The sequence below is a fragment of the Rossellomorea sp. DA94 genome, assembly GCF_029834455.1.
Lineage (GTDB): Bacteria > Bacillota > Bacilli > Bacillales > Bacillaceae_B > Rossellomorea > Rossellomorea vietnamensis.
On sequence record NZ_CP122397.1, the window covers coordinates 1,985,847 to 2,009,578 of the forward strand.

Annotated in this window: 20 protein-coding genes; all 20 read left to right on the forward strand. The window is 43.4% G+C overall.

Annotation, left to right across the window (positions count from 1 at the left end; translation table 11 throughout):
- Positions 1-18 precede the first annotated feature (18 nt).
- The 20 genes from dapA to rny all read left to right on the forward strand — a co-directional run bounded on the left by dapA (position 19) and on the right by rny (position 23,635).
- The gene (gene dapA / locus P8596_RS10325; RefSeq protein ID WP_397545323.1) at positions 19-891 is read left to right on the forward strand and encodes a 4-hydroxy-tetrahydrodipicolinate synthase; all 873 of its coding nucleotides are present in this window, start codon (positions 19-21) and stop codon (positions 889-891) included.
- Positions 892-1,177: 286 nt separating this feature from the next.
- Positions 1,178-2,845, forward strand: coding sequence for a ribonuclease J (locus P8596_RS10330; protein ID WP_279726986.1), 1,668 nt, complete (start codon positions 1,178-1,180; stop codon positions 2,843-2,845).
- Positions 2,846-2,989: 144 nt separating this feature from the next.
- Positions 2,990-3,724 (forward strand): ClpP family protease, encoded by a 735-nt coding sequence (locus P8596_RS10335; RefSeq protein WP_098441884.1) that lies wholly within the window; start codon positions 2,990-2,992, stop codon positions 3,722-3,724.
- Positions 3,721-3,927: a YlzJ-like family protein gene (locus P8596_RS10340; RefSeq protein ID WP_034760106.1), complete on the forward strand. Its 207-nt coding sequence runs from the start codon at positions 3,721-3,723 to the stop codon at positions 3,925-3,927. Before P8596_RS10335 ends, P8596_RS10340 begins: the two co-directional genes overlap by 4 nt.
- A 184-nt stretch (positions 3,928-4,111) precedes the next feature.
- A complete protein-coding gene (locus P8596_RS10345; RefSeq protein WP_279726759.1) occupies positions 4,112-6,472 on the forward strand; it encodes a DNA translocase FtsK in 2,361 nt (786 codons plus the stop codon).
- A gap of 425 nt (positions 6,473-6,897) precedes the next feature.
- Positions 6,898-7,623: a GntR family transcriptional regulator gene (locus P8596_RS10350; RefSeq protein ID WP_224520236.1), complete on the forward strand. Its 726-nt coding sequence runs from the start codon at positions 6,898-6,900 to the stop codon at positions 7,621-7,623.
- 50 nt (positions 7,624-7,673) lie between these two features.
- A complete protein-coding gene (locus tag P8596_RS10355; protein WP_034760098.1) occupies positions 7,674-8,768 on the forward strand; it encodes a BMP family lipoprotein in 1,095 nt (364 codons plus the stop codon).
- A 211-nt stretch (positions 8,769-8,979) separates the two neighbouring features.
- Positions 8,980-10,515 carry an ABC transporter ATP-binding protein gene (locus tag P8596_RS10360; RefSeq protein WP_279726761.1) on the forward strand — a complete coding sequence of 512 codons (1,536 nt, stop codon included), beginning with the start codon at positions 8,980-8,982 and terminating at the stop codon, positions 10,513-10,515.
- Positions 10,508-11,557 (forward strand): ABC transporter permease, encoded by a 1,050-nt coding sequence (locus P8596_RS10365; protein ID WP_034760092.1) that lies wholly within the window; start codon positions 10,508-10,510, stop codon positions 11,555-11,557. Before P8596_RS10360 ends, P8596_RS10365 begins: the two co-directional genes overlap by 8 nt.
- Positions 11,558-12,517 carry an ABC transporter permease gene (locus P8596_RS10370; RefSeq protein ID WP_034760090.1) on the forward strand — a complete coding sequence of 320 codons (960 nt, stop codon included), beginning with the start codon at positions 11,558-11,560 and terminating at the stop codon, positions 12,515-12,517.
- A gap of 271 nt (positions 12,518-12,788) precedes the next feature.
- A complete protein-coding gene (gene yfmF / locus P8596_RS10375) occupies positions 12,789-14,063 on the forward strand; it encodes an EF-P 5-aminopentanol modification-associated protein YfmF (RefSeq protein WP_224520234.1) in 1,275 nt (424 codons plus the stop codon).
- A gap of 2 nt (positions 14,064-14,065) precedes the next feature.
- On the forward strand, positions 14,066-15,355 hold the full coding sequence (yfmH, locus tag P8596_RS10380) for an EF-P 5-aminopentanol modification-associated protein YfmH (RefSeq protein ID WP_034760085.1): 1,290 nt from the start codon (positions 14,066-14,068) through the stop codon (positions 15,353-15,355).
- A 68-nt stretch (positions 15,356-15,423) separates the two neighbouring features.
- On the forward strand, positions 15,424-16,140 hold the full coding sequence (gene ymfI / locus P8596_RS10385) for an elongation factor P 5-aminopentanone reductase (protein ID WP_224520233.1): 717 nt from the start codon (positions 15,424-15,426) through the stop codon (positions 16,138-16,140).
- Between the two features lie 88 nt (positions 16,141-16,228).
- Positions 16,229-16,486 carry a DUF3243 domain-containing protein gene (locus P8596_RS10390; RefSeq protein ID WP_224520232.1) on the forward strand — a complete coding sequence of 86 codons (258 nt, stop codon included), beginning with the start codon at positions 16,229-16,231 and terminating at the stop codon, positions 16,484-16,486.
- A gap of 231 nt (positions 16,487-16,717) precedes the next feature.
- Complete coding sequence (locus tag P8596_RS10395; protein WP_034760078.1) at positions 16,718-17,509, forward strand: DUF3388 domain-containing protein; 792 nt, start codon at positions 16,718-16,720, stop codon at positions 17,507-17,509.
- Positions 17,510-17,528: 19 nt separating this feature from the next.
- Complete coding sequence (locus tag P8596_RS10400; protein WP_224520231.1) at positions 17,529-18,428, forward strand: helix-turn-helix domain-containing protein; 900 nt, start codon at positions 17,529-17,531, stop codon at positions 18,426-18,428.
- Positions 18,429-18,509: 81 nt separating this feature from the next.
- Positions 18,510-19,088, forward strand: coding sequence for a CDP-diacylglycerol--glycerol-3-phosphate 3-phosphatidyltransferase (gene pgsA, locus P8596_RS10405; protein WP_034760074.1), 579 nt, complete (start codon positions 18,510-18,512; stop codon positions 19,086-19,088).
- A 71-nt stretch (positions 19,089-19,159) separates the two neighbouring features.
- A complete protein-coding gene (locus P8596_RS10410) occupies positions 19,160-20,395 on the forward strand; it encodes a competence/damage-inducible protein A (RefSeq protein WP_224520230.1) in 1,236 nt (411 codons plus the stop codon).
- Positions 20,396-20,592: 197 nt separating this feature from the next.
- Positions 20,593-21,630: a recombinase RecA gene (gene recA / locus P8596_RS10415; protein ID WP_034760069.1), complete on the forward strand. Its 1,038-nt coding sequence runs from the start codon at positions 20,593-20,595 to the stop codon at positions 21,628-21,630.
- 445 nt (positions 21,631-22,075) lie between these two features.
- Positions 22,076-23,635 carry a ribonuclease Y gene (gene rny / locus P8596_RS10420; protein ID WP_224520229.1) on the forward strand — a complete coding sequence of 520 codons (1,560 nt, stop codon included), beginning with the start codon at positions 22,076-22,078 and terminating at the stop codon, positions 23,633-23,635.
- Positions 23,636-23,732: the final 97 nt, after the last annotated feature.

A 23,732-nucleotide genomic window follows, 5' to 3' on the forward strand; every position in this document is an offset into this window, starting at 1 on the left:
ACGAGGAGAGTGACTAGATTGAATTTTGGCCGCGTTTCTACGGCGATGGTTACACCATTTGACCGTAAAGGAAATATTGATTTTACGAAAACGACTCAATTAATCCATTATCTGATCGAGAATGGATCGGATTCATTAGTAGTAGCAGGCACTACCGGGGAGTCTCCCACCTTAACGAAAGAAGAAAAGATCGCACTATTCCGTCATGTCGTGAAAGTGGTGAATGGCAGAATTCCGGTCATTGCCGGGACTGGAAGCAACAACACCCATGCTTCGATCGAACTTACTAAGAAGGCGGAGGAAGCAGGCGTGGATGCCGTCATGCTTGTAGCGCCTTATTATAATAAGCCGAGTCAGGAAGGGATGTACCAGCATTTCAAGGTGATTGCAGAATCAACTTCCTTACCTGTCATGCTGTATAATATTCCGGGCAGGTCAAGCGTCAATGTCTCACCTGAAACGATTATTCGTCTCTCAAAGATTGAGAACATCGTTGCTGTGAAAGAAGCAAGCGGGGATCTGGACAGCATGACTGACATCATTTCCCATACAACGGATGATTTTATGTTGTACAGTGGTGATGATGGCCTTACACTGCCGGTATTATCCATTGGCGGGGCTGGAATTGTGTCAGTGGCTTCCCACGTCATCGGAAATGAGATGCAGGAAATGGTTTCATCCTTTTTAGGAGGGAACATCACCCAGGCAGCACAACTGCATCAAAAGCTCCTTCCGATCATGAAAGGCCTGTTCACGAGCCCGAATCCCACTCCGGTCAAAACGGCCCTCCAGATGAAAGGCCTGGATGTTGGCTCTGTGAGATTGCCACTGATCCCACTGACAGAAGTAGAAAGGGCAAAACTCTCTCACTTGCTCGAAGCCTTATCTTAAATTAACTCTTATGCTATATCCTAAAGACTGTGAAGCTATGTCCTTCACGGTCTTTTGTTCTTTGTAATAGGGCTAAATCCATTTGTCCTCTGAAAGAGATAATTCTTCAAAAGAAGAAGGATTTATTCTTACCGTATCGAAATAGTAACGTAGAATAAATGTTTGCAGTCTTTTTCCTAATCCTGAATATGTAGGATAAAATTGGTTGTACTACCAAAATGGTATCAAGTATAATGAATATAACTGATTGAAGATCGGGGAAGGAACAGCATAGGAGGACATAATGGTGAGTAAGATAAAGAATGAAAGCATTAAGGTGATACCACTCGGGGGAGTGGGAGAGATAGGCAAGAACATGTACGTGATTGAAGTCGACCATGAAATATTCGTGATTGACGCAGGACTTATGTTTCCCGAAAATGAAATGCTAGGGATCGATGTCGTCATTCCTGACATTCAATATTTGATTGAAAATAAAGAGCGGGTAAAAGGGATTTTCCTGACTCATGGACATGAAGACAGTATTGGTGCGATTTCATATGTATTAACCAAGATCAAGGCTCCAGTCTATGGAACACGCTTGACGAATGCACTGGTAAAAGCACGTCTGAAGGATGAACATATCAGGGATGATGTGAAGTTCTATACGATTCATTCTGATAGCAATCTTACTTTTGATGGTGTGAATGTGACGTTCTTTAAAACCACACACAGTATTCCTGATTCAGTCGGGGTTTGCATACATACATCTGAAGGGGTCATCGTCCATACTGGCGAATTCAAGTTCGATCAATCGGCAAAGCATCTTTACCGGCCGGATTTAGGAAAGATGGCGCAAATCGGTGAGAAGGGTGTCCTTTGTCTAATGTCTGATAGTAAAGAAGCCGAGAGACCAGGGTTTACAACATCAGAGTCGGTAATCGAACAACATATCACGAACGCCCTGAGGAAAGCATCAGGGAGAGTGATCGTAGCATGCTTCGCTTCGAATTTAATTCGACTTCAGCAGGTATTTGATGCAGCTGAGCAGAATAATCGAAAAGTGGCTGTGGTCGGGAAGAGTTTAAAGAGAGTCTATGATGTGGCCTTGAAGCTCGGATACCTTCATGTCCGGGATGAAATGATCATCGGAATTGACGAAATAGAGGATTATCCTAAAGATGAAGTCCTCATCATAGCTACAGGAACTCAAGGGGAACCGTTTGAAGCGCTTCAACGGATGTCCAAGCGTTCCCATCGTCTAGTAAACATTGAAGAAGGTGATACGGTCCTCATAACCGCCACGCCTTCCCCAGGCATGGAAGTGATCGTCGGGAGGACGATCGATATGCTTTATAGAGCCGGGGCAAATGTATTGACCGCGTCGAAAAAAGTTCATGTGTCAGGTCATGGGAGTCAGGAAGACTTAAAGTTCATGTTGAATATCATGAAACCAAAGTACTTCATACCGATCCAGGGTGAATATAAAATGCTCGTCGCTCATACCCAGCTCGCCCACGATACCGGACTGCCTTATAAGCAGATCTTTATCATGGATAAGGGAGACGTGCTTCAATATAAGGATGGTAAGATGAGAATGAGCGGCCGTGTTCAGGCGGGAAATGTATTGATCGATGGGATCGGTATCGGGGACGTAGGGAATATTGTCCTTCGTGATCGTAAGCTGTTATCGGAAGACGGTGTGTTTACGGTTGTCATCACCATCAACAGAAGGTCCAAGTCTATCGTCTCAGGACCTGAAATCATCTCCAGGGGATTCGTATATGTTAGAGAGTCCGAGGAATTGATCGATGGGGCAGGGGGAATCGTGACGGATGTGGTCCATTCCTATCTGCAAAAAGGTTCTTTTGAATGGACGGCAATCAAGCAGGACATCCGGGATCAATTAAATTATTACCTATTTAACAAAACACGAAGAAGACCGATGATTCTACCGATCATCATGGAAGTATAATGTGTGGGGCTATTTGTTTTGAACAAATAGCCCTATATTTATTTGAACCTAAAGAATAAAGTATGAAAACACTCCCATATTAAAATAATAACAAGAGAATGGGAATGAAAAGGAGATGTTTTCATGGAACAATATCGTGAACATATGCAGGATGAGCCAAATAAAGGTCAGGATGATCAGAAAGACAAACCGTCTGGATTGATGGAAAAGATTCAACAGCTGGGTCAAACCAATGTTCCACAACTTTCTCAAGACTCCAATATTCACTGCCTCACCATTGTAGGCCAGATAGAAGGACATATGCAGCTTCCGCCTCAAAATAAAACAACAAAGTATGAGCATGTCATCCCCCAACTTGTCGCCATTGAACAAAATCCCAAGATCGAGGGGCTGGTTGTAATTCTGAATACGGTCGGGGGAGATGTAGAAGCGGGTCTGGCCATTTCCGAAATGATCGCCTCTTTATCCAAACCTACTGTTTCTGTCGTGCTTGGGGGAGGACATAGCATCGGGGTTCCAATTGCTGTATCTTGCGACTTCTCATTCATTGCAAGTACGGCTACCATGACGATCCACCCCGTTCGATTAACCGGTTTAGTCATAGGTGTGCCCCAAACATTTGAGTATCTAGATAAAATGCAGGATCGGGTAGTCAGCTTTGTCACTAAGCACAGCAATATCACGGAAGAGGATTTTAAAGACCTTATGTTTGCGAAAGGAAACCTCACAAGGGATATAGGTACGAATGTGGTGGGGGATGATGCCGTGGAGTACGGATTGATCGATGGAATTGGCGGCATCGGGTCGGCAATCAGGAAGATCAATGAATTGATCGAGATGAAGAAGCAGGCAGATTCACAAGAGGGTCTGGTTCAATGATTCTCTATACAATGGTTCCCAATGATCTGGTGTTTCCCACCGATGGAAGTGAATTCAGCGGTCAAATGATGATAAACTATCAGGGCGTTCCCCTCCTGGTTCAGCAGGAGGAAAACAAATATCGAATCATCAGGGTTATGAGCAGTGACCCCGCCCACTACTTAAATGATCAAATTTGCCCAGGGGAATATCTAAACAATTAAGTGAGAAAGAGGATTTTCCCGAAATAGTGGTTATGCTATAATATTACTCAGAAGACAGTATATACAAAAAGTTCACGGGAAGGGTTTGACACCTTAGGCACATACATTGCCCCAAAGGGTCAGCCCTTTCTTCATCTTCTAGTACATAAATCTGATAGACTTCAACAGAATTTAGGTGAATGGTTTGGCAAAACGAAAAAAAAGAAAAAAACGCTCTCAATCCGGCTCTGCACTGAAGCAGACAATCAAATATGAGATCATCGGATTGATCCTATCCGCATTAAGTTTGATATCCATCATTGAGCTTGGGGCCGTTGGAAAGGCACTTGTATATTTTTATCGTTTCTTCCTTGGGGAATGGTATATGATTGCCCTTTTATGGATGCTGTATGTAGCAGGCTACCTGATGATTAAGCGGGAGGTACCGATGTTGTTCAGCAGGAGGCTTGTGGGGGTATACATCATCATTGCCAGTTTCCTCCTATTAAGTCATGTAAAGTTATTCGATCTCCTTTCAAATGGCGGATCATTCGCTAATCCCAGTGTCATCATGAATACGTGGGACTTATATTGGATGGACGTCAACGGTGAATCCAGTACGTCCGATCTTGGAGGAGGGATGATAGGCAGCATCCTGTTTGCGGTTTCCTACTTCCTATTTGATTCACAGGGGGCAAGGATCGTCAGCGCAACGTTCATTATGATCGGCATCATCCTTGTGACTGGTAAATCCATCGGGGACGTACTTGGAAGAGCAGGGAAACGCTTTGGTGCCTTCATGAGTGGGCAATGGTCAGCATTTAAACAGGAGATGAGCGACTGGAAGGAAGAGCAATCCAAGAAAAAAGAAGTCAAAGAGAAGAAAAAGAAAGATGAACCAATGAAAAAGAAAGAATCGCCTGAACCAATGGTCTCCGAGGAAGAAGAAACGCGGGAACCGATCATCTCGAATTTCGCAGAGCGTGCATATGGCGGATCACCATCAAAAGAAGAGGCCGTAACTCCAGGGGACGGGACAAGTAATGATAAAGAGGCTTCGTCAGGGAAAGAGGGCGATACGGAAGGGGAAGCAGAAGCAGCCCCGCCAATCACCTTTACAGAAGTGGAAAATAAAGATTACAAGCTTCCATCGATCTCTTTATTAAAAACTCCTAGAAAAACGGATCAGAGTAACGAATATCAATTGATTCATGCCAACGCGGCAAAGCTTGAAAGAACATTCCAAAGCTTCGGGGTAAAGGCGAAAGTGACGCAAGTCCATCTTGGCCCAGCAGTCACAAAGTATGAAGTACATCCAGATGTAGGCGTGAAAGTAAGCAGGATCGTCAACCTGAGTGATGATCTGGCGCTGGCCCTTGCAGCGAAAGATATTCGAATTGAAGCTCCGATTCCGGGTAAGTCGGCCATCGGTATTGAGGTTCCGAACTCGGAAGTGGCCATGGTATCCCTGCGGGAGGTTCTTGAAGCGAAGGAGCACAACAAACCCGATGCGAAACTGCAAATTGGCTTGGGGCGTGATATCACCGGTGAAGCGGTACTCGCTGAGCTGAATAAGATGCCTCATTTACTGGTAGCGGGAGCAACAGGGAGCGGTAAGAGTGTATGTATCAATGGGATCATCACAAGTATACTCATGAGGGCAAAGCCCCATGAAGTTAAACTGATGATGATCGACCCGAAAATGGTTGAACTGAACGTATACAATGGAGTTCCACATCTCCTGGCACCCGTTGTAACAGATGCCAAGAAAGCGTCCCAGGCTTTAAAGAAGGTTGTTAGTGAGATGGAGCGCAGGTATGAGTTATTCTCTCATACGGGAACCAGGAATATTGAAGGGTACAATGACTACGTTAAGAGACAGAATATAGAAAATGAAGATAAACAGCCTCTGCTACCTTATATCGTAGTGATTGTAGACGAGCTGGCGGATCTCATGATGGTAGCCTCGAGCGACGTGGAGGATGCCATCACAAGGCTTGCACAGATGGCACGTGCTGCCGGGATCCATCTTATCATTGCGACGCAGCGTCCATCGGTAGACGTCATCACAGGGGTCATCAAAGCCAATATTCCGTCACGGATTGCCTTCGCCGTATCGTCCCAAACCGATTCCAGAACGATCCTGGATTCCGGTGGAGCTGAAAAGCTATTGGGAAGGGGAGATATGCTCTTCATGCCTGTAGGGGCATCCAAGCCAACAAGGGTGCAAGGTGCGTTTTTATCAGATGAAGAAGTGGAAGAAATCGTAGACTTTGTCATCTCCCAGCAAAAGGCTCAATATCAGGAGGAAATGATTCCCGATGAAGTTCAGGAGGATGAGAAGTCAGGGGAAGCTGAAGACGAATTATATCATGATGCCGTCCAGTTGATCGCGGAAATGCAGACAGCATCCGTTTCTATGCTTCAAAGAAGATTCCGGATCGGCTACACGAGGGCCGCAAGATTGATCGATGAAATGGAAGTAAGGGGAGTCGTAGGTCCTTATGAAGGCAGTAAGCCCAGAACCGTCCTGGTCGGCAAGCCATCAGAAGAGCAAAGTTCCTAACCCAAGGTGTGTTACTCTATTCTAATTGAATGGGGTAACATGCCTTTTTTTGTGAGGGAAATGAGGGATGACATCCCATTTGAAAACGCTTTAACGAAAGGGATACGGATTTATCCACGAATGTGTTATACTATTAAAAGCGTTTACATTTGTAATGTCTTTGTTGAGAGTATGTAAAAAAAGATAACGGAAAACGGTACCACTGTAAAAAAGTAGTTAATATATCCCATTTAAGCTTATTTAATCACCTATATTTTCAATATTTTTACAGAAAAGGATTTTAAATTGTCATTCTAATCATTTTTTTCGACAAAATCACACAATGCTATTCCTTTATCAAAAGAAAAGTGTTATAGTATTTTCGATTAGTAGGAAAGATATACATCAGAGGTCTGATGTCTTGAGAAAATGTGGTGGTGGTTCCAGTGACAATAAAAACAGACAATCGGCATTTATACTTACAAGTAATTGACCGTTTGAAGAAGGATATCGAGGCGGGAATATACAAAGAAAAAGAAAAACTCCCATCTGAATTCGATCTTTCCAAACAATTGGGTGTAAGTAGGGCTACTCTTAGGGAAGCTCTCAGAATTCTTGAGGAAGAAAGTGTCATCGTACGACGTCATGGTGTAGGTACATTTGTAAACGCCAAGCCGCTCTTCACTTCTGGTATCGAGCAGCTGAACAGTGTAACGAACATGATCAAGCAGGCTGGTATGGAGCCAGGGACCATTTTCTTAAGCTCAACAACTCAAGAAGCTACTGAGGATGATGTGAAGAGGTTTACTTGCAATGAAGAGGACGACGTGATCCTTATTGAAAGGGTTCGGACGGCAAACGGGGAACCGGTTGTATATTGTGTGGACAAAATTCCTGAGAATGTCATGCCGAGGAATTTCACACATGAGGATAATTCGATTTTCACTGTTTTAGAAAAACGGGAGAATAAGAGAATTACCCATGCAGTGGCACAAATTGAACCAATGGGATATCACGATAAAATCTCCCCTATTCTAAATTGCGAGCCGGAAACGGCCTTACTCGTTTTGAAGCAAATGCATTTTGATGAAAACGATGAGCCGATCCTGTATTCCGTAAACTACTTCAGGTCAGACAAATTTAGCTTCCAAGTATTAAGAAAGCGCGTATAACAGCAATCCATCTTACTACTAATTTATTACAATAATAGGGGGTACTCTAGGTGAAAAAACGTAAATTCGGTTTAGCGTTATCATTTGTTCTGGCAGCAGGTACATTATTAGGTGCTTGTGGAACAAGCGAGGACAAAGAAGGTGCATCTAGTGGCGATGGCAAGAAAGAAGATCAATTTACAGTAGCAATGGTTACAGATGTTGGTGGAGTAGATGATAAGTCTTTCAACCAATCAGCATGGGAAGGTCTGAAAGCCTTCGGTAAAGAGAACGACATGGAAAAAGGTAAAGATGGATTTGACTACTTACAGTCACAATCAGATGCTGACTATGCTACGAACTTAAACAAATTAGCTCGTCAAGATTTTGACTTAGTATATGGTATCGGTTTCCTTATGGAAGGTGCAATCACTGAAATTGCACAACAACAAAAAGATTCACACTTCGCAATCGTTGATGCTGTTGTTGATCAACCAAACGTTGCAAGCATCATGTTCAAGGAGCAGGAAGCTTCTTTCCTTGCTGGTGTTACTGCAGGACTTGCGACTAAAACAAACAAAATCGGATTCATCGGCGGTATGGAAATTCCGGTAATCGAACGCTTCCATTCAGGTTTCATCGCTGGTGTTAAAGCGGTCAATCCTGATGCAGAAATCGTTGCAGATTATGCAGGTGCTTTCGACAAAGCTGAACTTGGACAAACAATCGCTTCAAAAATGTACACTCAAGATGTTGACGTAATCTTCCACGCAGCTGGTGGAACGGGTAATGGTTTATTCAAAGAAGCACGCGACCTGAAAGAAAAAGATCCTTCCCGTGAACTTTGGGCAATCGGTGTTGACTCCGACCAATCAGCAGAAGGTAAAGTAGGAGATCATAATATCATCCTTACATCGGCTCTTAAGCGCGTTGATAACGCGGTAGTGGATCTGTCCACTAAAGCGAAAGAAGGAAATTTCCCTGGTGGGGAGCAAATCCTTTACGGACTTAAAGAAGACGGCGTAGGACTTGCTGAATTAAATGACGAACTTTCCAATAAAGATGAAGTCATGAAAAAAGTAGATGAATGGAAAGAAAAGATTACTAGCGGAGATGTAAAAGTTCCAGAATCTATTAAAGATGCGGAAGCTTTCTCAGCTAACTAATCGAACAAGAAGGAAAGTGGCCGGGGGATATCCGGCCGCTTATCCTCCTGAAAATAGATTCATACATTAATAGAAATTTAATTGAAGTATAGAAAATTTCTATCTTTCATTTAGATTTTTATTCGGGGAAACCCTTTTTTTTCTGAGTAGTGAAGGTCTGACCTCTAACTACTAGATAAATATCCCTAGTCTATGCAAGGAGTGATTAGCAATGGATTATGTAATTGAGATGCTGAATATCCGTAAAGAATTTCCAGGCATCGTAGCAAATGACAACATTACCCTCCAGCTCGAAAAAGGTGAAATTCATGCGCTTCTTGGTGAAAATGGAGCAGGTAAGTCGACTTTGATGAACGTGTTATTCGGCTTATACCAGCCTGAGCAGGGAGAAATCCGTGTGAAAGGGCAAAAAGTGAATATTACCAACCCGAACATTGCCAACGATCTTGGAATCGGGATGGTCCATCAGCATTTTATGCTCGTCGATACATTCACTGTAACGGAGAATATCATTCTCGGAAGAGAGCCAAAGTCCGGGGCGACAGTGGATACTAAAAAAGCTGAAAAAGATATCCTGGATATATCTGAAAAGTATGGTCTGAAAGTAGATCCAAACGCTAAAATTTCAGAAATTTCAGTAGGTATGCAGCAGCGTGTGGAAATATTGAAAACACTTTATCGTGGAGCAGAAATCCTGATCTTTGATGAGCCGACCGCTGTATTGACGCCTCAGGAGATTAAAGAACTGATACAAATCATGAAAACATTGATTAAAGAAGGTAAATCAATCATCCTTATCACTCACAAGCTTAAAGAGATTATGGAGGTGTGTGATAATGTAACCGTTATCAGAAAAGGGAAGGGGATCGGCACTGTGAAGGTCTCGGAAACTGATCCGAATCACCTTGCCAGTCTGATGGTGGGACGTGAGGTCACATTTAAAACAGAGAAGAAAGAAGCTTCACCTGGTGATAATGTTCTCGAGGTCCGTGACTTAAACGTAAAAGATCAGCGAAGTGTCCCTGTTGTAAAGGGCTTGAACCTTGAGGTGAAAGCTGGGGAAATCCTTGGCATAGCCGGTGTGGATGGAAACGGACAAAGTGAATTGATTGAGGCGATCACAGGTCTTCATAAAGTCGACAGTGGTTCAATCAAACTGAATGGAAAAGAAATCGCAAATATGAAACCCCGTAAAATTTATGAGTCAGGTGTAGGTCATATTCCTCAGGATAGGCATAAACACGGCCTGGTACTTGATTTTCCTATCGGGGAAAACATGGTTCTTCAGACCTATTACCAGAAGCCGTATTCCAACAAAGGGGTACTTAGTTATAAAAATATTTACAATCAGGCAAGAAAATTGATAGCGGAATTTGATGTCAGGACTCCAACAGAATTCACCCTTGCCCGTGCTTTATCCGGGGGAAATCAGCAAAAAGCGATCATCGGCCGTGAGGTTGACCGGGATCCGGATCTATTGATTGCTGCCCAGCCGACCAGGGGTCTTGATGTAGGGGCGATCGAGTTCATCCATAAACGTCTGATCGAACAAAGAGACAATGGAAAAGCGGTTCTTCTACTTTCATTTGAACTCGATGAAATCATGAATGTTAGTGACCGTATCGCCGTTATCTACGAAGGTCAAATTGTGGCGATTGTTAATCCGAGGGAAACAACCGAACAAGAACTTGGACTTTTAATGGCTGGTTCGAAGAGGAAGGAAACGGGAGGGAAGTCACATGTCTAACCGCTTAACAAATATATTAATCCCGGTAATCTCAGTCCTTTTAGGTATCATTGTCGGAACGATCATCATGCTTGTGAGTGGGTATGACCCGATTGCAGGATACGCTGCATTATGGAATGGGATCTTCGGGGAGATCTATTATGTAGGAGAAACGATCCGTCAGGTCACACCATATATTTTAGCAGGACTGGCTGTTGCCTTTGCTTTTAGAACGGGTCTCTTTAACATCGGTGTGGAAGGTCAATTGATTGTGGGATGGCTTGCAGCTGTATGGGTAGGGGTTGCCTTTGATGATTTACCTAAGCTGATCCATTTACCCCTTGCCATCATTGCTGCCGCAATGGCAGGGGCGCTATGGGGCTTTATCCCTGGACTTCTGAAAGCGAAATTCCGCGTACATGAAGTCATTGTCACGATCATGATGAACTATATTGCACTTCACGTAACAAATGCCATTATCCGTGATGTCATTACTGACCGTAAAGACCGAACGGATATGATTGCGGATACAGCTTCATTGAAGTCTCCTTTCTTTGAAAGTTTGACAGATTACTCCCGATTGCACTGGGGGATTTTCATCGCCCTTGCATGTGTATTCATCATGTGGTTCCTGCTTGAAAAGACAACGCGTGGATATGAGCTGCGTTCTGTAGGATTCAACCAGCATGCTTCGCAATATGCCGGTATGAACGTGAATGGGAACATCATCCTTTCCATGGTCATCTCTGGAGCGTTTGCTGGCCTTGCAGGAGCGATGGAAGGGCTTGGGACATTCGGCTATGCTTCAATCAAGGGAGGATTTACAGGTGTCGGATTCGATGGGATCGCTGTAGCCCTTCTTGGTGGGAATGCGGCCATCGGAGTTGTATTCGCCGCTCTTCTATTTGGAGGACTTAAAGTAGGGGCACTGAATATGCCTCTCGATGCAGGGATTCCAAATGAACTGGTAGATATTATTATTGCCCTTATCATATTCTTTGTAGCATCTGGTTATATGATCCGTTATCTGATTCAACGATTTAGTAAAAAGGGGGTGAAATAAGTGGGTTTCATTGATATTTTGACAATACTCATCCCATCAACATTGCTTTGGGCAACACCACTTATTTTCACTGCTTTGGGAGGGGCGTTCTCAGAGCGTTCAGGTGTAGTAAATATTGGACTCGAAGGCCTTATGGTCATCGGAGCATTCTCAAGTATTGTATTCAACCTTGCTTTTGCAGATACTTTCGGTGCAGCGACTCCTTGGGTCGCACTGCTTGTGGCCATGGTGATGGGTGGCCTGCTTGCTATCCTGCATGCCGTTGCTTCCATTACATTCAGGGCTGACCAGGTTGTATCAGGTGTAGCCATCAACTTGCTGGCTGTAGGGTTGACTCTTTTCTTAGTCAAACGTATCTATGGAAAGGGTCAAACGGATATCATCTCTGAAGGATTCGGGAAGGTCGATGTTCCTTTGCTTCACAAAATCCCGGTCATTGGAGATATCTTCTTTTCCAACACATACTGGCCGCCATTCGTCGCGATACTTGTGTCTTTCATTGTTTGGTTCATTATGTTCAAAACCCCGTTCGGTTTACGATTGCGTTCTGTAGGTGAGCATCCTATGGCGGCAGATACCATGGGAATCAATGTAACGAAAATGCGCTATATCGGTGTCATCATTTCCGGTGCTTTTGCAGGTGTCGGCGGGGGAGTATACGCCCAGGCGATTTCCTCGGACTTTAGCCACGCCACGATCAGTGGACAGGGGTTCATGGCCCTTGCAGCCTTGATCTTTGGGAAATGGCATCCTCTTGGAGCCATGGGAGCGGCCCTGTTCTTCGGTTTCGCCCAAAGTTTAAGCATCATCGGATCCAGTATCCCGTTGTTTGAAAACATCCCAAGTGTATTCCTATTAATCGCGCCATATGTGCTTACCATCCTCGCACTAACCGGCTTCATCGGTCGTGCAGATGCACCTAAAGCTCTAGGTACACCATATATCAAAGGAAATCGTTAATAGTATCATGAATAAATGAAAGGATATCCTGAAAATAGGGATATCCTTTTTCTTTGTTTTAACTGTGTTTCAAGTGGTTTTTGATTCAAACATAAAGGGAAATTCATATGCATATAATGGTTTATTCAAAAGTGTATTTTACCAACAGAGGAAGATGCTTGAAATCAATCTCTCTCTACATGTATAGTTATACATAAATACCGCACAATAAAGGTGTTTATTAATTTTGCATGTAAATCGATGGAAGTATGGAACTAAGGAGGACGGTACGATGACAGCCATAAACGAAATAGTGAAGAAGAAGCCTGGTTACACGCTACATATCGTTCAAACGGATAAGTATAAAACCAATAGCCTCGTATTAAAGATGAAAGCCCCCCTCGACCCCGAAACAGTCACTTTACGGGGATTGCTGCCTCACGTGATGCAGAGCAGCACGAAGACCTATCAGAGCACTACGGAGTTACGTTCCCATCTGGATGAGTTATATGGAGCGAACTTCTTTGTGGATTTAGGTAAAAAAGGTGAGTACCATGTGGTCAGTATGTCTGTTGAAATCGCCAACGAAAAGTTTTTGAAGGATTCTGAACCCCTGCTTCAAAAAGGAATCGAATTCCTTGCAGATGTCCTTCAGAACCCTCATATTGAAAATAACGAGTTTGACAAGAAAACAGTCGAAAAAGAAAAACGGAACCAAAAGGTTAGAATCCAAGCAGTATATGACGATAAAATGCGCTATGCCAATTCACGACTGGTGGAAGAAATGTGTAAAGGTGAACGTTTCGCCCTCCATGTAAACGGTGTAAGTGAAGAAGTGGAGTCCACTACTGCGAAGAGTTTATATGAATATTATCAAAAAGTGATGGCCGAAGATCAGTTTGACATTTATGTAATCGGTGATGTCGATGTTAAAGAGGTTGAAAGCCTTTGTGATCAATTACTCCAATTGAATGAACGTACTCCTCAACAAGTGGATGCTTCTCTTGTGAAGCAAAAGGAAAATGAAAACGTCGTAAAAGAAAAGCAGGATGTGAAACAAGGGAAGCTGAACATGGGCTACCGTACACATACTCAATATGGCGACGAAGATTATTTCGCGCTTCAAGTATTCAATGGAATATTCGGTGGATTCTCCCATTCCAAATTGTTCATCAATGTGAGGGAGAAAGCGAGCCTCGCATATTATGCTGCGAGCCGCCTCGAAAGTCATAAAGGTTTATTGATGGTCATGTCCGGAATCGAATTTGAGAAGTATGATCAAGCGGTAGGAATCATTAACGAACAGCTCCAGGCAATGAAGGATGGAGACTTCACCGATGGGGAAATCGACCAGACAAAAGCGGTCATCCGTAACCAGCTCCTTGAAACCATCGATACCTCAAGAGGGTTGGTCGAAGTACTTTACCATAATGCCGTAGCCCATGAAGAGATCGACCTGAAACATTGGTTGGATGAGATTGAAAAGACAACTAAAGAAGATATCGTAAAAGCCGCAAATAAAGTTGAACTTGATACGATCTACTTTCTAACAGGAATGGAGGGATAAAGATGAAGAAAATTTCCTTCGATCAATTACAAGAGAATTTGTATTATGAAAAAATGTCTAATGGGTTGGACGTATACATCCTCCCGAAAAAAGGTTTTAACAAGACGTATGCAACATTTACAACGAAATATGGAAGCATCGACAATCATTTTGTCCCTTTGGATGAAGATGAATTCGTGAAAGTGCCCGATGGAATCGCCCATTTCTTAGAGCATAAACTATTTGAAAAGGAAGATGGAGATGTCTTCCAGCAATTCAGTAAGCAAGGGGCATCCGCCAATGCGTTCACTTCGTTTACAAGGACAGCTTATCTGTTCTCGAGTACGACCAACGTAGAACGGAATTTAGAAACACTCATCGATTTCGTTCAAGATCCGTATTTTACAGAGAAAACGGTGGAAAAGGAAAAAGGCATCATCGGTCAGGAAATTACCATGTATGATGATAATCCCGATTGGCGATTATACTTCGGGGTCATCCAGAATATGTACAAAAATCATCCTGTGAAGATCGATATTGCAGGAACGATCGAATCCATCACCCCGATAACAAAGGATATGCTCTATCAGTGTTATAATACATTCTACCATCCAAGCAATATGCTCTTATTCGTGGTTGGGTCAGTCGATCCCGAACAGATCATGAATCAAGTCCGTTCGAATCAGGAAAAGAAGGATTATGAAAAAATGCCTGAAATCAAGCGTAAATTCGAGGATGAACCAGAGACGGTAGCGGAGAAAAAACAGGTCCTTAAGATGAACGTCCAAAGTCCTAAGTGTCTCGTCGGTCTGAAAGCCCCGGAACCAATCCAGCAGGGTCGGGAAATGCTTAGACAGGAGCTTTCCATGAATGTTTTCCTTGATATGCTGTTCGGAAAGAGTTCACCGTACTATTCCGAACTTTATAATGATGGATTGATCGATGAAACATTCCATTATGACTATACTCAGGAAAATGGCTTTGGTTTCCTTACGGTCGGTGGAGATACGGAAAAGCCGGATGAGCTTTCCGAGAAGGTTCAATCGCTGCTTCTAAAAGCGAAAGGGGAATCTCTTTTTACTGAGGAAGGTCTTGAGAGAACCAAGAAGAAGAAGATTGGGGCATTCCTGCGTGCCATTAATTCCCCTGAGTATATTGCGAATCAATTTACCCGCTATGCCTTTAATGAGATGGATTTATTTGAAGTCGTGCCTACCCTTGAAACGTTGAAATATGATGATATACAGGCGGTTGCGGAGTCCATTATCAGTGAAGAACGATTTACTGTATGTCAGGTCGTACCTAAATCATGATGGAAGGGGAGCTATCCTTTAATTGGATAGTTCCTCTATTTATGTGAATGACGTTTGGAGTGAAACCAATGAAATATGCATTAATTACAGGAGCATCTGGTGGAATCGGGAGTAGTACTGCTCTTCTTTTGGCAGAAGAGGGATGGAATCTATACTTGCATTATCATTCAAATGAAGGGGCAATGAAGGACTTGGTTCATAAAGTCGAAGCGTTAGGGGTGGAGGCAATCCCCATCCAGGGGAATCTTGCCAACCCGGATGAAGTGGGGGACCTTGTCCATTCCATATTCCGGCTCGATGCGATCATATACTGCAGCGGAAATTCTACCTGGGGGCTCTTCCAGGACCTTGCAGAAGACGATCTGGATCAGATGATCAACCTTCATGTCAAAAGTCCGTTGCTCCTCGTTCAAAAACTCCTGCCGAAGCTGATTGACCGTAAAGGAGCGGTCGTCGTGGTGAGTTCGATCTGGGGACAGATAGGAGCTGCCTGTGAAGTTGTATATTCAACTGTCAAAGGGGCCCAAATAGCATTTGTAAAATCCTTGGGTAAAGAGCTTGCATTAAGCGGTGTAAGGATAAACGCCGTTGCTCCCGGGGCCGTTGATACGTCCATGATGGACGCGTTTACGGATGAAGATAAAGATACGATCCGAGAAGAAATCCCTATGGGCCGGTTTGCTTATCCGGGTGAAATTGCTGACTCCATTCAGTTCCTTCTTTCGTCCAGGGCTTCTTATATTACCGGCCAGACCCTTTCCGTCAACGGGGGATGGCACACATAAAAAATTTTTCAATCAAATGATTCCAGCGCATAATTTTTCCTCCGGGATACAAACTAAGGTTGTATTTCAATAAAGGAGGTCATGACAAATGTCTGTATTAGATAACTGGTCTGATTGGAAAAACTTTTTAGGGGATCGCCTAAACCAGGCAGAACACAGCGGCATGGAGCACGAAACGGTAAATGACTTGGCTTACCAAATTGGTGATTACTTAGCCAATCAAGTTGAAGCTAAGAACGATCAGGAAAAAGTATTAGCGGATTTATGGTCAGTCGCGTCTCCAGAAGAGCAACACGCCATCGCCAATATGATGGTTAAGCTTGTTAATAATAACGGTGGTCGTTAAGGAGAGGGATTTCCCTCTCCTTTTTCTTATGGGGAATGACTCACCCCAATACAATATTGGACTTCAAGTTATCATTTTTCGTATGAATGAGAAATTGTACATATTTATGTAGGTTTTGCTTTTCTATTAGCAGGAAATCATTTATTATAATACCTAGATGTTAAAATAACTTTTCGAAATATGTCAATTTATATCGAAATGGGATGTCACATTTTTCCGGGGAGGTAAACGATGGAACGCAAAGAATGGTATTTAGAATACGAAATACAAAAAAATCGTCCCGGCCTCTTAGGTGATATTTCCTCATTATTAGGAATGCTTTCTATCAATATAGTGACGATAAATGGTGTGGATGAAGGAAGAAGGGGAATGCTTCTCCTTGCCAATAATGATGAACAGATCATGAGGCTTGAGTCCATCCTTCAAACGATGGATACAATCAATGTGACAAAACTCCGGGAACCTAAATTAAGAGACCGGCTTGCTGTGCGTCACGGTCGTTATATCCAGCGAGATGCCGACGACAAGAAAACGTTTCGATTTGTTCGTGATGAGCTCGGTTTACTGGTTGATTTTTTGGCTGAATTATTTAAGCAGGAAGGTCACAAGCTTGTCGGGATCAGAGGGATGCCCCGGGTAGGGAAGACAGAATCAATCGTGGCATCAAGTGTATGTGCCAATAAGAAGTGGCTTTTTGTCTCTTCTACTTTATTAAAGCAAACGATACGGAGCAAACTCATCGAAGACGAGTATTCCGCTGAGAACTTGTTTATTATAGACGGCATCGTTTCTACACGCCGTGCAAGTGAGAAGCATTGGCAGCTGGTGAGGGAAATCATGAGGTTACCTGCTGTGAAAGTAATCGAACATCCTGATGTATTCGTTCAAAACTCTGAATATTCACTTGAAGATTTTGATTATATCATTGAACTTAGAAACGATCCTGATGAAGAAATTACATACGAATTAGTGGAACAAAATAATCTATTTCAAAATTCCGATTTTGGAGGTTTTGATTTTTAATATTGGAAGGTGTTAAGTAGTGACGGAATTAGGAAATCGTTTAAAGGAAGCTCGAGAGGCTAAGGATTACAGCCTTGATGATTTACAAAGGATAACAAAAATTCAAAAACGCTATTTGATCGGGATCGAAGAAGGCAATTATGATGCAATGCCGGGTAAATTCTACGTGCGCGCATTCATTAAGCAATATTGTGAAGCGGTCGGACTTCCTCCTGAAGTGATTTTTGAGGAACACAAGGCTGAAATCCCGACGACCTATGAAGATGAAATACCAGTTTCCCTTTCAAGGGTGCAGTCCCGTAAGAGTGTTTCAGAGAGCTCGACAAAGGTATTTGACTTTTTACCGAAGCTCCTCATTGCACTGTTTGTCATCGGTGCACTTGTTGCAGTGTGGGTATTTTGGCAAGGGAAAGTAGGGGACAAGGCCCCTGAGTCCAATCAGGAAGAAAACCAGACACAAGTAGATGTTGATGAGAATAAGAGTGCTGAGGGCGAGAAGCCTGAAGATGAAACAAATGATCAAGAACAGACCGAAGAACCGAAATCATCAGACGATCAAGAAGCTGATCAAGAGAAGGACCAAAAGACGGAACAATCCTTAGAAGCAGTGAATACCTCAGGTTATAAAACGACCTATGAGCTGAAAAACGCCGATGAATTCAAGCTTCAGTTGGCTGCGGGCGGAGATACATGGGTAGGAGTGTATAATACCGAAGATGAATTGCTATTTGAAGGATTGCTGAAAAAGGATAATAAAAAGGAATTTGACCTTTCCTCTGATAAACAGGCTTACCTTGTCATCGGTAATGCGTCAAATACAGATATCCTCGTTAACGGTAAAAAGCTTGAATATAAAGTTTCTGCAACTGATGTCGTCAGGCAGGATATCATCATCAATTACGCACCGCAAGAACAATAATTGAAACGGGAGGAGTTTTAATAACTCCTTTTTCTTACATACTAATGGTATACGCGTTTTTAAAGCATTGGAGGTAGAAAGGTGAACTTACCTAATAAGATTACAGTATCAAGGATATTTTTAATTCCATTATTTTTAATCATCATGCTTGCACCGTTAAATTGGGGAGAGATGATGTTTCTTGGGGCGGAAATGCCGGTAAAGCATTTTGTAGGAGCCTTGATTTTTATCATAGCGGCAACGACGGATTGGATCGACGGGTATTATGCCAGGAAACTTGACCTTGTTACAAATCTGGGGAAATTCTTGGATCCGCTGGCAGATAAACTGCTTGTATCGGCTGCTTTAATCGTACTTGTCGAGATGGGTCTTGCTCCATCGTGGATTGTCATCATCATCATCAGTCGTGAGTTTGCCGTAACAGGGCTTCGTCTCGTATTAGCCGGGGAAGGGGAAGTGGTTGCTGCAGGTCAACTCGGTAAGATCAAGACCTGGGCACAGATCATTGCCATATCAGCCCTTCTTCTTCATAACGCCATTTTCGAACTGATCAATCTCCCATTTGCTACGATCGCTCTATGGGTGGCTATGTTCTTTACCATTTGGTCGGGATGGGATTATTTTAAACATAATAAAAAAGCATTTGTGAATTCGAAATAACAGTGTACACCAGGGGATTGATTCAAATAGAATCATCCCCTTCTTTTCACCATATTTTAGGGGGAATACAGATGAATGCAGAAATAATAGCGGTTGGGTCCGAATTATTGCTCGGACAAATCGTCAATTCCAATGCACAATTCATTTCCGAACAGTTGGCTGAGATGGGAGTGAACGTATATTATCACACGAGTGTGGGGGATAACCCTGCCCGTTTACAGCAGGTCATTGAGGTAGCAAAGAAGCGGGCGGACATATTGATCTTTACTGGAGGCCTTGGACCCACAAAGGATGATCTGACGAAAGAAACGATCGCCCATGCTTTAGGAACGACTTTAAGCATGGATCATGACGCATTGGAATCGATAAAAGGCTATTTTCAGAAGGTCAATCGTGAAATGACTCCCAATAATGAAAAACAAGCCCTCATATTATCCGGGGCCTATGTATTGAAGAACGAACACGGCATGGCTCCGGGGATGCTGTTGAAAAAGGACGGGAATGCCTATATGCTTCTCCCCGGTCCGCCGTCTGAAATGAGGCCGATGTTCGATAAGCACGGCAAACAGGCAATCCTGAACTTGATGAAGAAGAAAGAAGTCATCCATTCACGGGTACTTCGTTTCTTTGGCATCGGGGAAGCAGAGCTCGAAACGGAATTAGAAGATCTGATCGACAGGCAAACCAATCCGACTATCGCCCCTCTCGCTGGTGACGGGGAAGTGACCTTGAGGCTTACGGCTAAGCACGAGTCAAGGGATATTGCCGTGTCATTATTGGATTCGGTTGAAGAAAAGATCTTGAACAGGGTGGGGGAATATTTCTACGGTTATAACCAGGATTCCCTTGTTGAAGTGGGGGTCCATTTATTAAAAGAGAAGGGACTTACCCTATCATGCGCAGAAAGTTTGACTGGTGGACTGTTTCAGGCTCAACTGACGTCTATTCCCGGGGCATCGGACGTTTTGAGCGGCGGGGTGATCTGCTATCAGGATGAGATCAAAAAAAGGATTCTATCTGTTAATGACCGTACACTGAAACAGCATTCAGCAGTCAGTGAGCAATGTGCACGGGAACTGGCTGAAAACGTTAGAGAGCTGTTTTCCACTGACATAGGGATCAGCTTTACAGGTGTAGCAGGACCCGACGCTCACGAAGGTCATCCTGCAGGGACCGTCTGGATTGGATTATCTATGAAGGATGGAACGACCAAGGCATATCTATTAAACCTTGGCGGTGGCCGGAATGGGAACCGGATGAGGACGGCGAAGTATGGTTGGCACTATTTAATTAAAGAACTGAGTTAGTTTGAAGAGGCTGTCTTCTTTTTGAAGGCAGCTTTTTATCTTTTTTTATTCCGGCACACCGAAAGAAAAAAACCGAATGAATGTTCGATTTTTTTCTTGTTTTCTCTAATAAAAACGTTTATAGTATAGATAGGTTGGATTTGAGACAAACTTATAAGTTGTCGATTACAAGATTTATATTCAAAGGAGGAAGATTTGTGAGCGATCGTAAAGCAGCCTTAGATATGGCGTTAAAACAAATAGAAAAACAGTTTGGTAAAGGCTCAATCATGAAGCTTGGGGAGAAAACGGACAGAAACGTAGTAACATGTCCAAGTGGTTCACTTGCACTGGACGCTGCTCTTGGAATAGGCGGATATCCACGTGGAAGGATCATTGAGGTATATGGTCCCGAATCATCCGGTAAAACAACAGTAGCCCTTCATGCGATAGCAGAGGTTCAGGCTCAGGGCGGGCAGGCAGCATTCATCGATGCTGAGCACGCACTTGATCCCGAGTATGCTCAAAAGCTTGGGGTAAACATAGATGAATTATTGCTTTCACAACCAGATACAGGTGAACAGGCATTGGAAATCGCTGAAGCACTTGTACGAAGCGGAGCGGTGGATGCCATCGTTGTCGACTCTGTGGCTGCCCTTGTACCGAAAGCGGAAATCGAAGGGGAGATGGGAGATGCTCACGTAGGTCTTCAAGCCCGTTTAATGTCACAGGCCCTTCGTAAACTTTCCGGTGCCATCAATAAGTCGAAGACCATCGCGATCTTCATTAACCAGATCCGTGAGAAGGTCGGTGTCATGTTCGGTAACCCTGAAACGACTCCCGGTGGACGCGCACTGAAGTTCTATTCTTCCGTACGTTTGGAAGTCCGTCGTGCCGAAACCCTTAAGCAGGGGAATGAAATGGTAGGGAATAAAACAAAGATCAAAGTAGTGAAAAATAAAGTGGCTCCACCTTTCCGTGTAGCCGAAGTGGACATCATGTACGGGGAAGGAATCTCCAAAGAAGGTGAAATCGTCGATCTTGGGTCTGAATTGGACATCGTCCAAAAGAGCGGAGCCTGGTACTCCTACAACGAAGAGCGCCTAGGTCAAGGACGTGAGAACGCAAAGATCTTCCTGAAAGAGAATCCTGAGATCCGTAATGAAATCATGCTGAAGATCCGTGAACATTACGGGTTGGATACAGGCCGTGCCGAAACGGACGATCAAGGTGAATTGAGTCTTCTGGAAGACTAAGTGAGGAAAGAGAAGCAGACGTGATTTGGTTTGCTTCTCTTTATTATGTATGGGAATAGGCGTTTTGGTGGAAAATAGTAGCAAGCCCTTTTCTCTTAAAATGGTGGGTAATCGATATCAACCAGGTTATACATACCGTGAATCACTGTTTGTCTCCAAACTTCTCAAAATTAAATGAAAAAGTTGGTTTTGCTTAAAAATCATCCACAAGCCCAATGCGACAGTGTCAATTTTTGTCGATTGCAAAAAAACCCTTGAGAAATCTAGTGATAGAGGGCTCAACCCCTTGACAATAAATTTTCAGAGATTTAAAATTAACATGTATATTTTACAAATTTTTCGAATGAATATTTGAAAGCCTAGCGCTGTATATTTTGTTCAAGTGAGCAATGTACAAGCCGACATGTAAAAAACATGACAGTTCATAGCAAGAGGAGGTGAAATAATGCAACCCATAACAATCATCTCCATTTTGCTTGGCCTAATCGTCGGTGTAGTTGTTGGATACCTAATTCGTAAGTCCATTGCTGAAGCAAAGATTGCTGGTGCTAAAGGTTCAGCGGAGCAGATTTTAGAAGATGCGAAGCGCGAGGCAGATGCTCTGAAGAAAGAAGCACTTTTGGAAGCAAAGGACGAAAATCATAAACTTCGCACTGAAATGGAAAACGACCTTCGTGAACGAAGAAATGAATTGCAAAAACAAGAAAATCGTTTGATGCAAAAAGAGGAAAACCTCGATCGGAAAGATGAAACGCTTGATAAGCGTGAAGGCTTACTCGAGAGAAAAGAGGGGACTCTTAACGAGAGACAACAACATATTGAAGAGATGGAAAGCAAAGTGGACGAGATGGTACGATCACAGCAAACAGAGCTAGAACGTATCTCAAGCCTGACTCGTGATGAAGCGAAAGGGATCATCCTTGACCGCGTAGAAAATGAACTCTCCCATGATATCGCCATCATGGTCAGAGAACATGAAACCCGTGCGAAGGAAGATGCAGATAAGAAGGCGAAAGAAGTCCTTTCACTGGCTATTCAACGTTGTGCTGCTGAACATGTGGCAGAAACAACGGTCAGTGTTGTGAATCTACCGAATGATGAGATGAAAGGTCGAATTATTGGGCGGGAAGGACGTAACATTCGTACGCTGGAAACACTTACGGGTATCGATTTGATTATTGATGATACTCCTGAAGCGGTTATTCTTTCTGGTTTTGATCCGATTCGTAGAGAAACGGCTCGAATTGCATTAGAGAAATTAGTTCAGGATGGACGTATCCACCCTGCACGAATTGAAGAAATGGTGGATAAATCCCGCCGTGAAGTGGATGAGTATATCCGGGAAATTGGTGAACAGACTACTTTCGAAGTAGGCGTTCATGGGCTTCATCCGGATTTGATCAAGATCCTGGGACGTTTGAAGTATCGTACAAGTTACGGTCAGAACGTTTTAAAACACTCGATGGAAGTGGCCTATCTGTCCGGATTATTGGCAGCAGAGCTTGGTGAGGATGAAAGACTCGCCAAACGCGCCGGATTGCTACATGATATCGGTAAGGCGATCGATCACGAAGTGGAAGGAAGCCACGTCGAAATTGGTGTAGAACTTGCAACGAAGTACAAAGAGCACCCTGTTGTCATCAACAGTATTGCTTCTCACCATGGAGACACAGAGCCGACGTCCATCATTGCCGTACTGGTTGCTGCAGCTGATGCTTTATCTGCTGCAAGACCTGGAGCAAGAAGTGAGACGCTTGAGAACTACATCCGTCGATTGGAGAAACTGGAAGAAATCTCAGAGTCATATGAAGGCGTTGAGAAATCATTCGCAATCCAGGCAGGACGTGAAGTACGCATCATGGTAAGACCGGAAGCCATTGACGATCTGGAATCACACAGATTGGCAAGGGATATCCGTAAACGTATTGAAGATGAGCTTGACTATCCGGGCCATATTAAAGTCACGGTCATCCGTGAAACAAGGGCCGTCGAATACGCAAAATAAGAGGTTGACTCGAGGGATATTCCCTTCGAGTCAGCTTTTTTTATCTCTTTCTATGATTTCCGTTACAGAATCGATGATGGATTCTAATAGGATGAAT

Excerpts from the sequence above, each read along its gene's own strand:
- P8596_RS10335 (WP_098441884.1), top strand. The coding sequence starts at position 2,990 with ATGCAGGATGAGCCAAATAAAGGTCAGGATGATCAGAAAGACAAACCG.
- P8596_RS10340 (WP_034760106.1), top strand. The coding sequence starts at position 3,721 with ATGATTCTCTATACAATGGTTCCCAATGATCTGGTGTTTCCCACCGAT.
- P8596_RS10360 (WP_279726761.1), top strand. The coding sequence starts at position 8,980 with ATGGATTATGTAATTGAGATGCTGAATATCCGTAAAGAATTTCCAGGC.
- P8596_RS10365 (WP_034760092.1), top strand. The coding sequence starts at position 10,508 with ATGTCTAACCGCTTAACAAATATATTAATCCCGGTAATCTCAGTCCTT.
- yfmF (WP_224520234.1), top strand. The coding sequence starts at position 12,789 with ATGACAGCCATAAACGAAATAGTGAAGAAGAAGCCTGGTTACACGCTA.
- yfmH (WP_034760085.1), top strand. The coding sequence starts at position 14,066 with ATGAAGAAAATTTCCTTCGATCAATTACAAGAGAATTTGTATTATGAA.
- ymfI (WP_224520233.1), top strand. The coding sequence starts at position 15,424 with ATGAAATATGCATTAATTACAGGAGCATCTGGTGGAATCGGGAGTAGT.
- P8596_RS10390 (WP_224520232.1), top strand. The coding sequence starts at position 16,229 with ATGTCTGTATTAGATAACTGGTCTGATTGGAAAAACTTTTTAGGGGAT.
- P8596_RS10395 (WP_034760078.1), top strand. The coding sequence starts at position 16,718 with ATGGAACGCAAAGAATGGTATTTAGAATACGAAATACAAAAAAATCGT.
- P8596_RS10410 (WP_224520230.1), top strand. The coding sequence starts at position 19,160 with ATGAATGCAGAAATAATAGCGGTTGGGTCCGAATTATTGCTCGGACAA.
- rny (WP_224520229.1), top strand. The coding sequence starts at position 22,076 with ATGCAACCCATAACAATCATCTCCATTTTGCTTGGCCTAATCGTCGGT.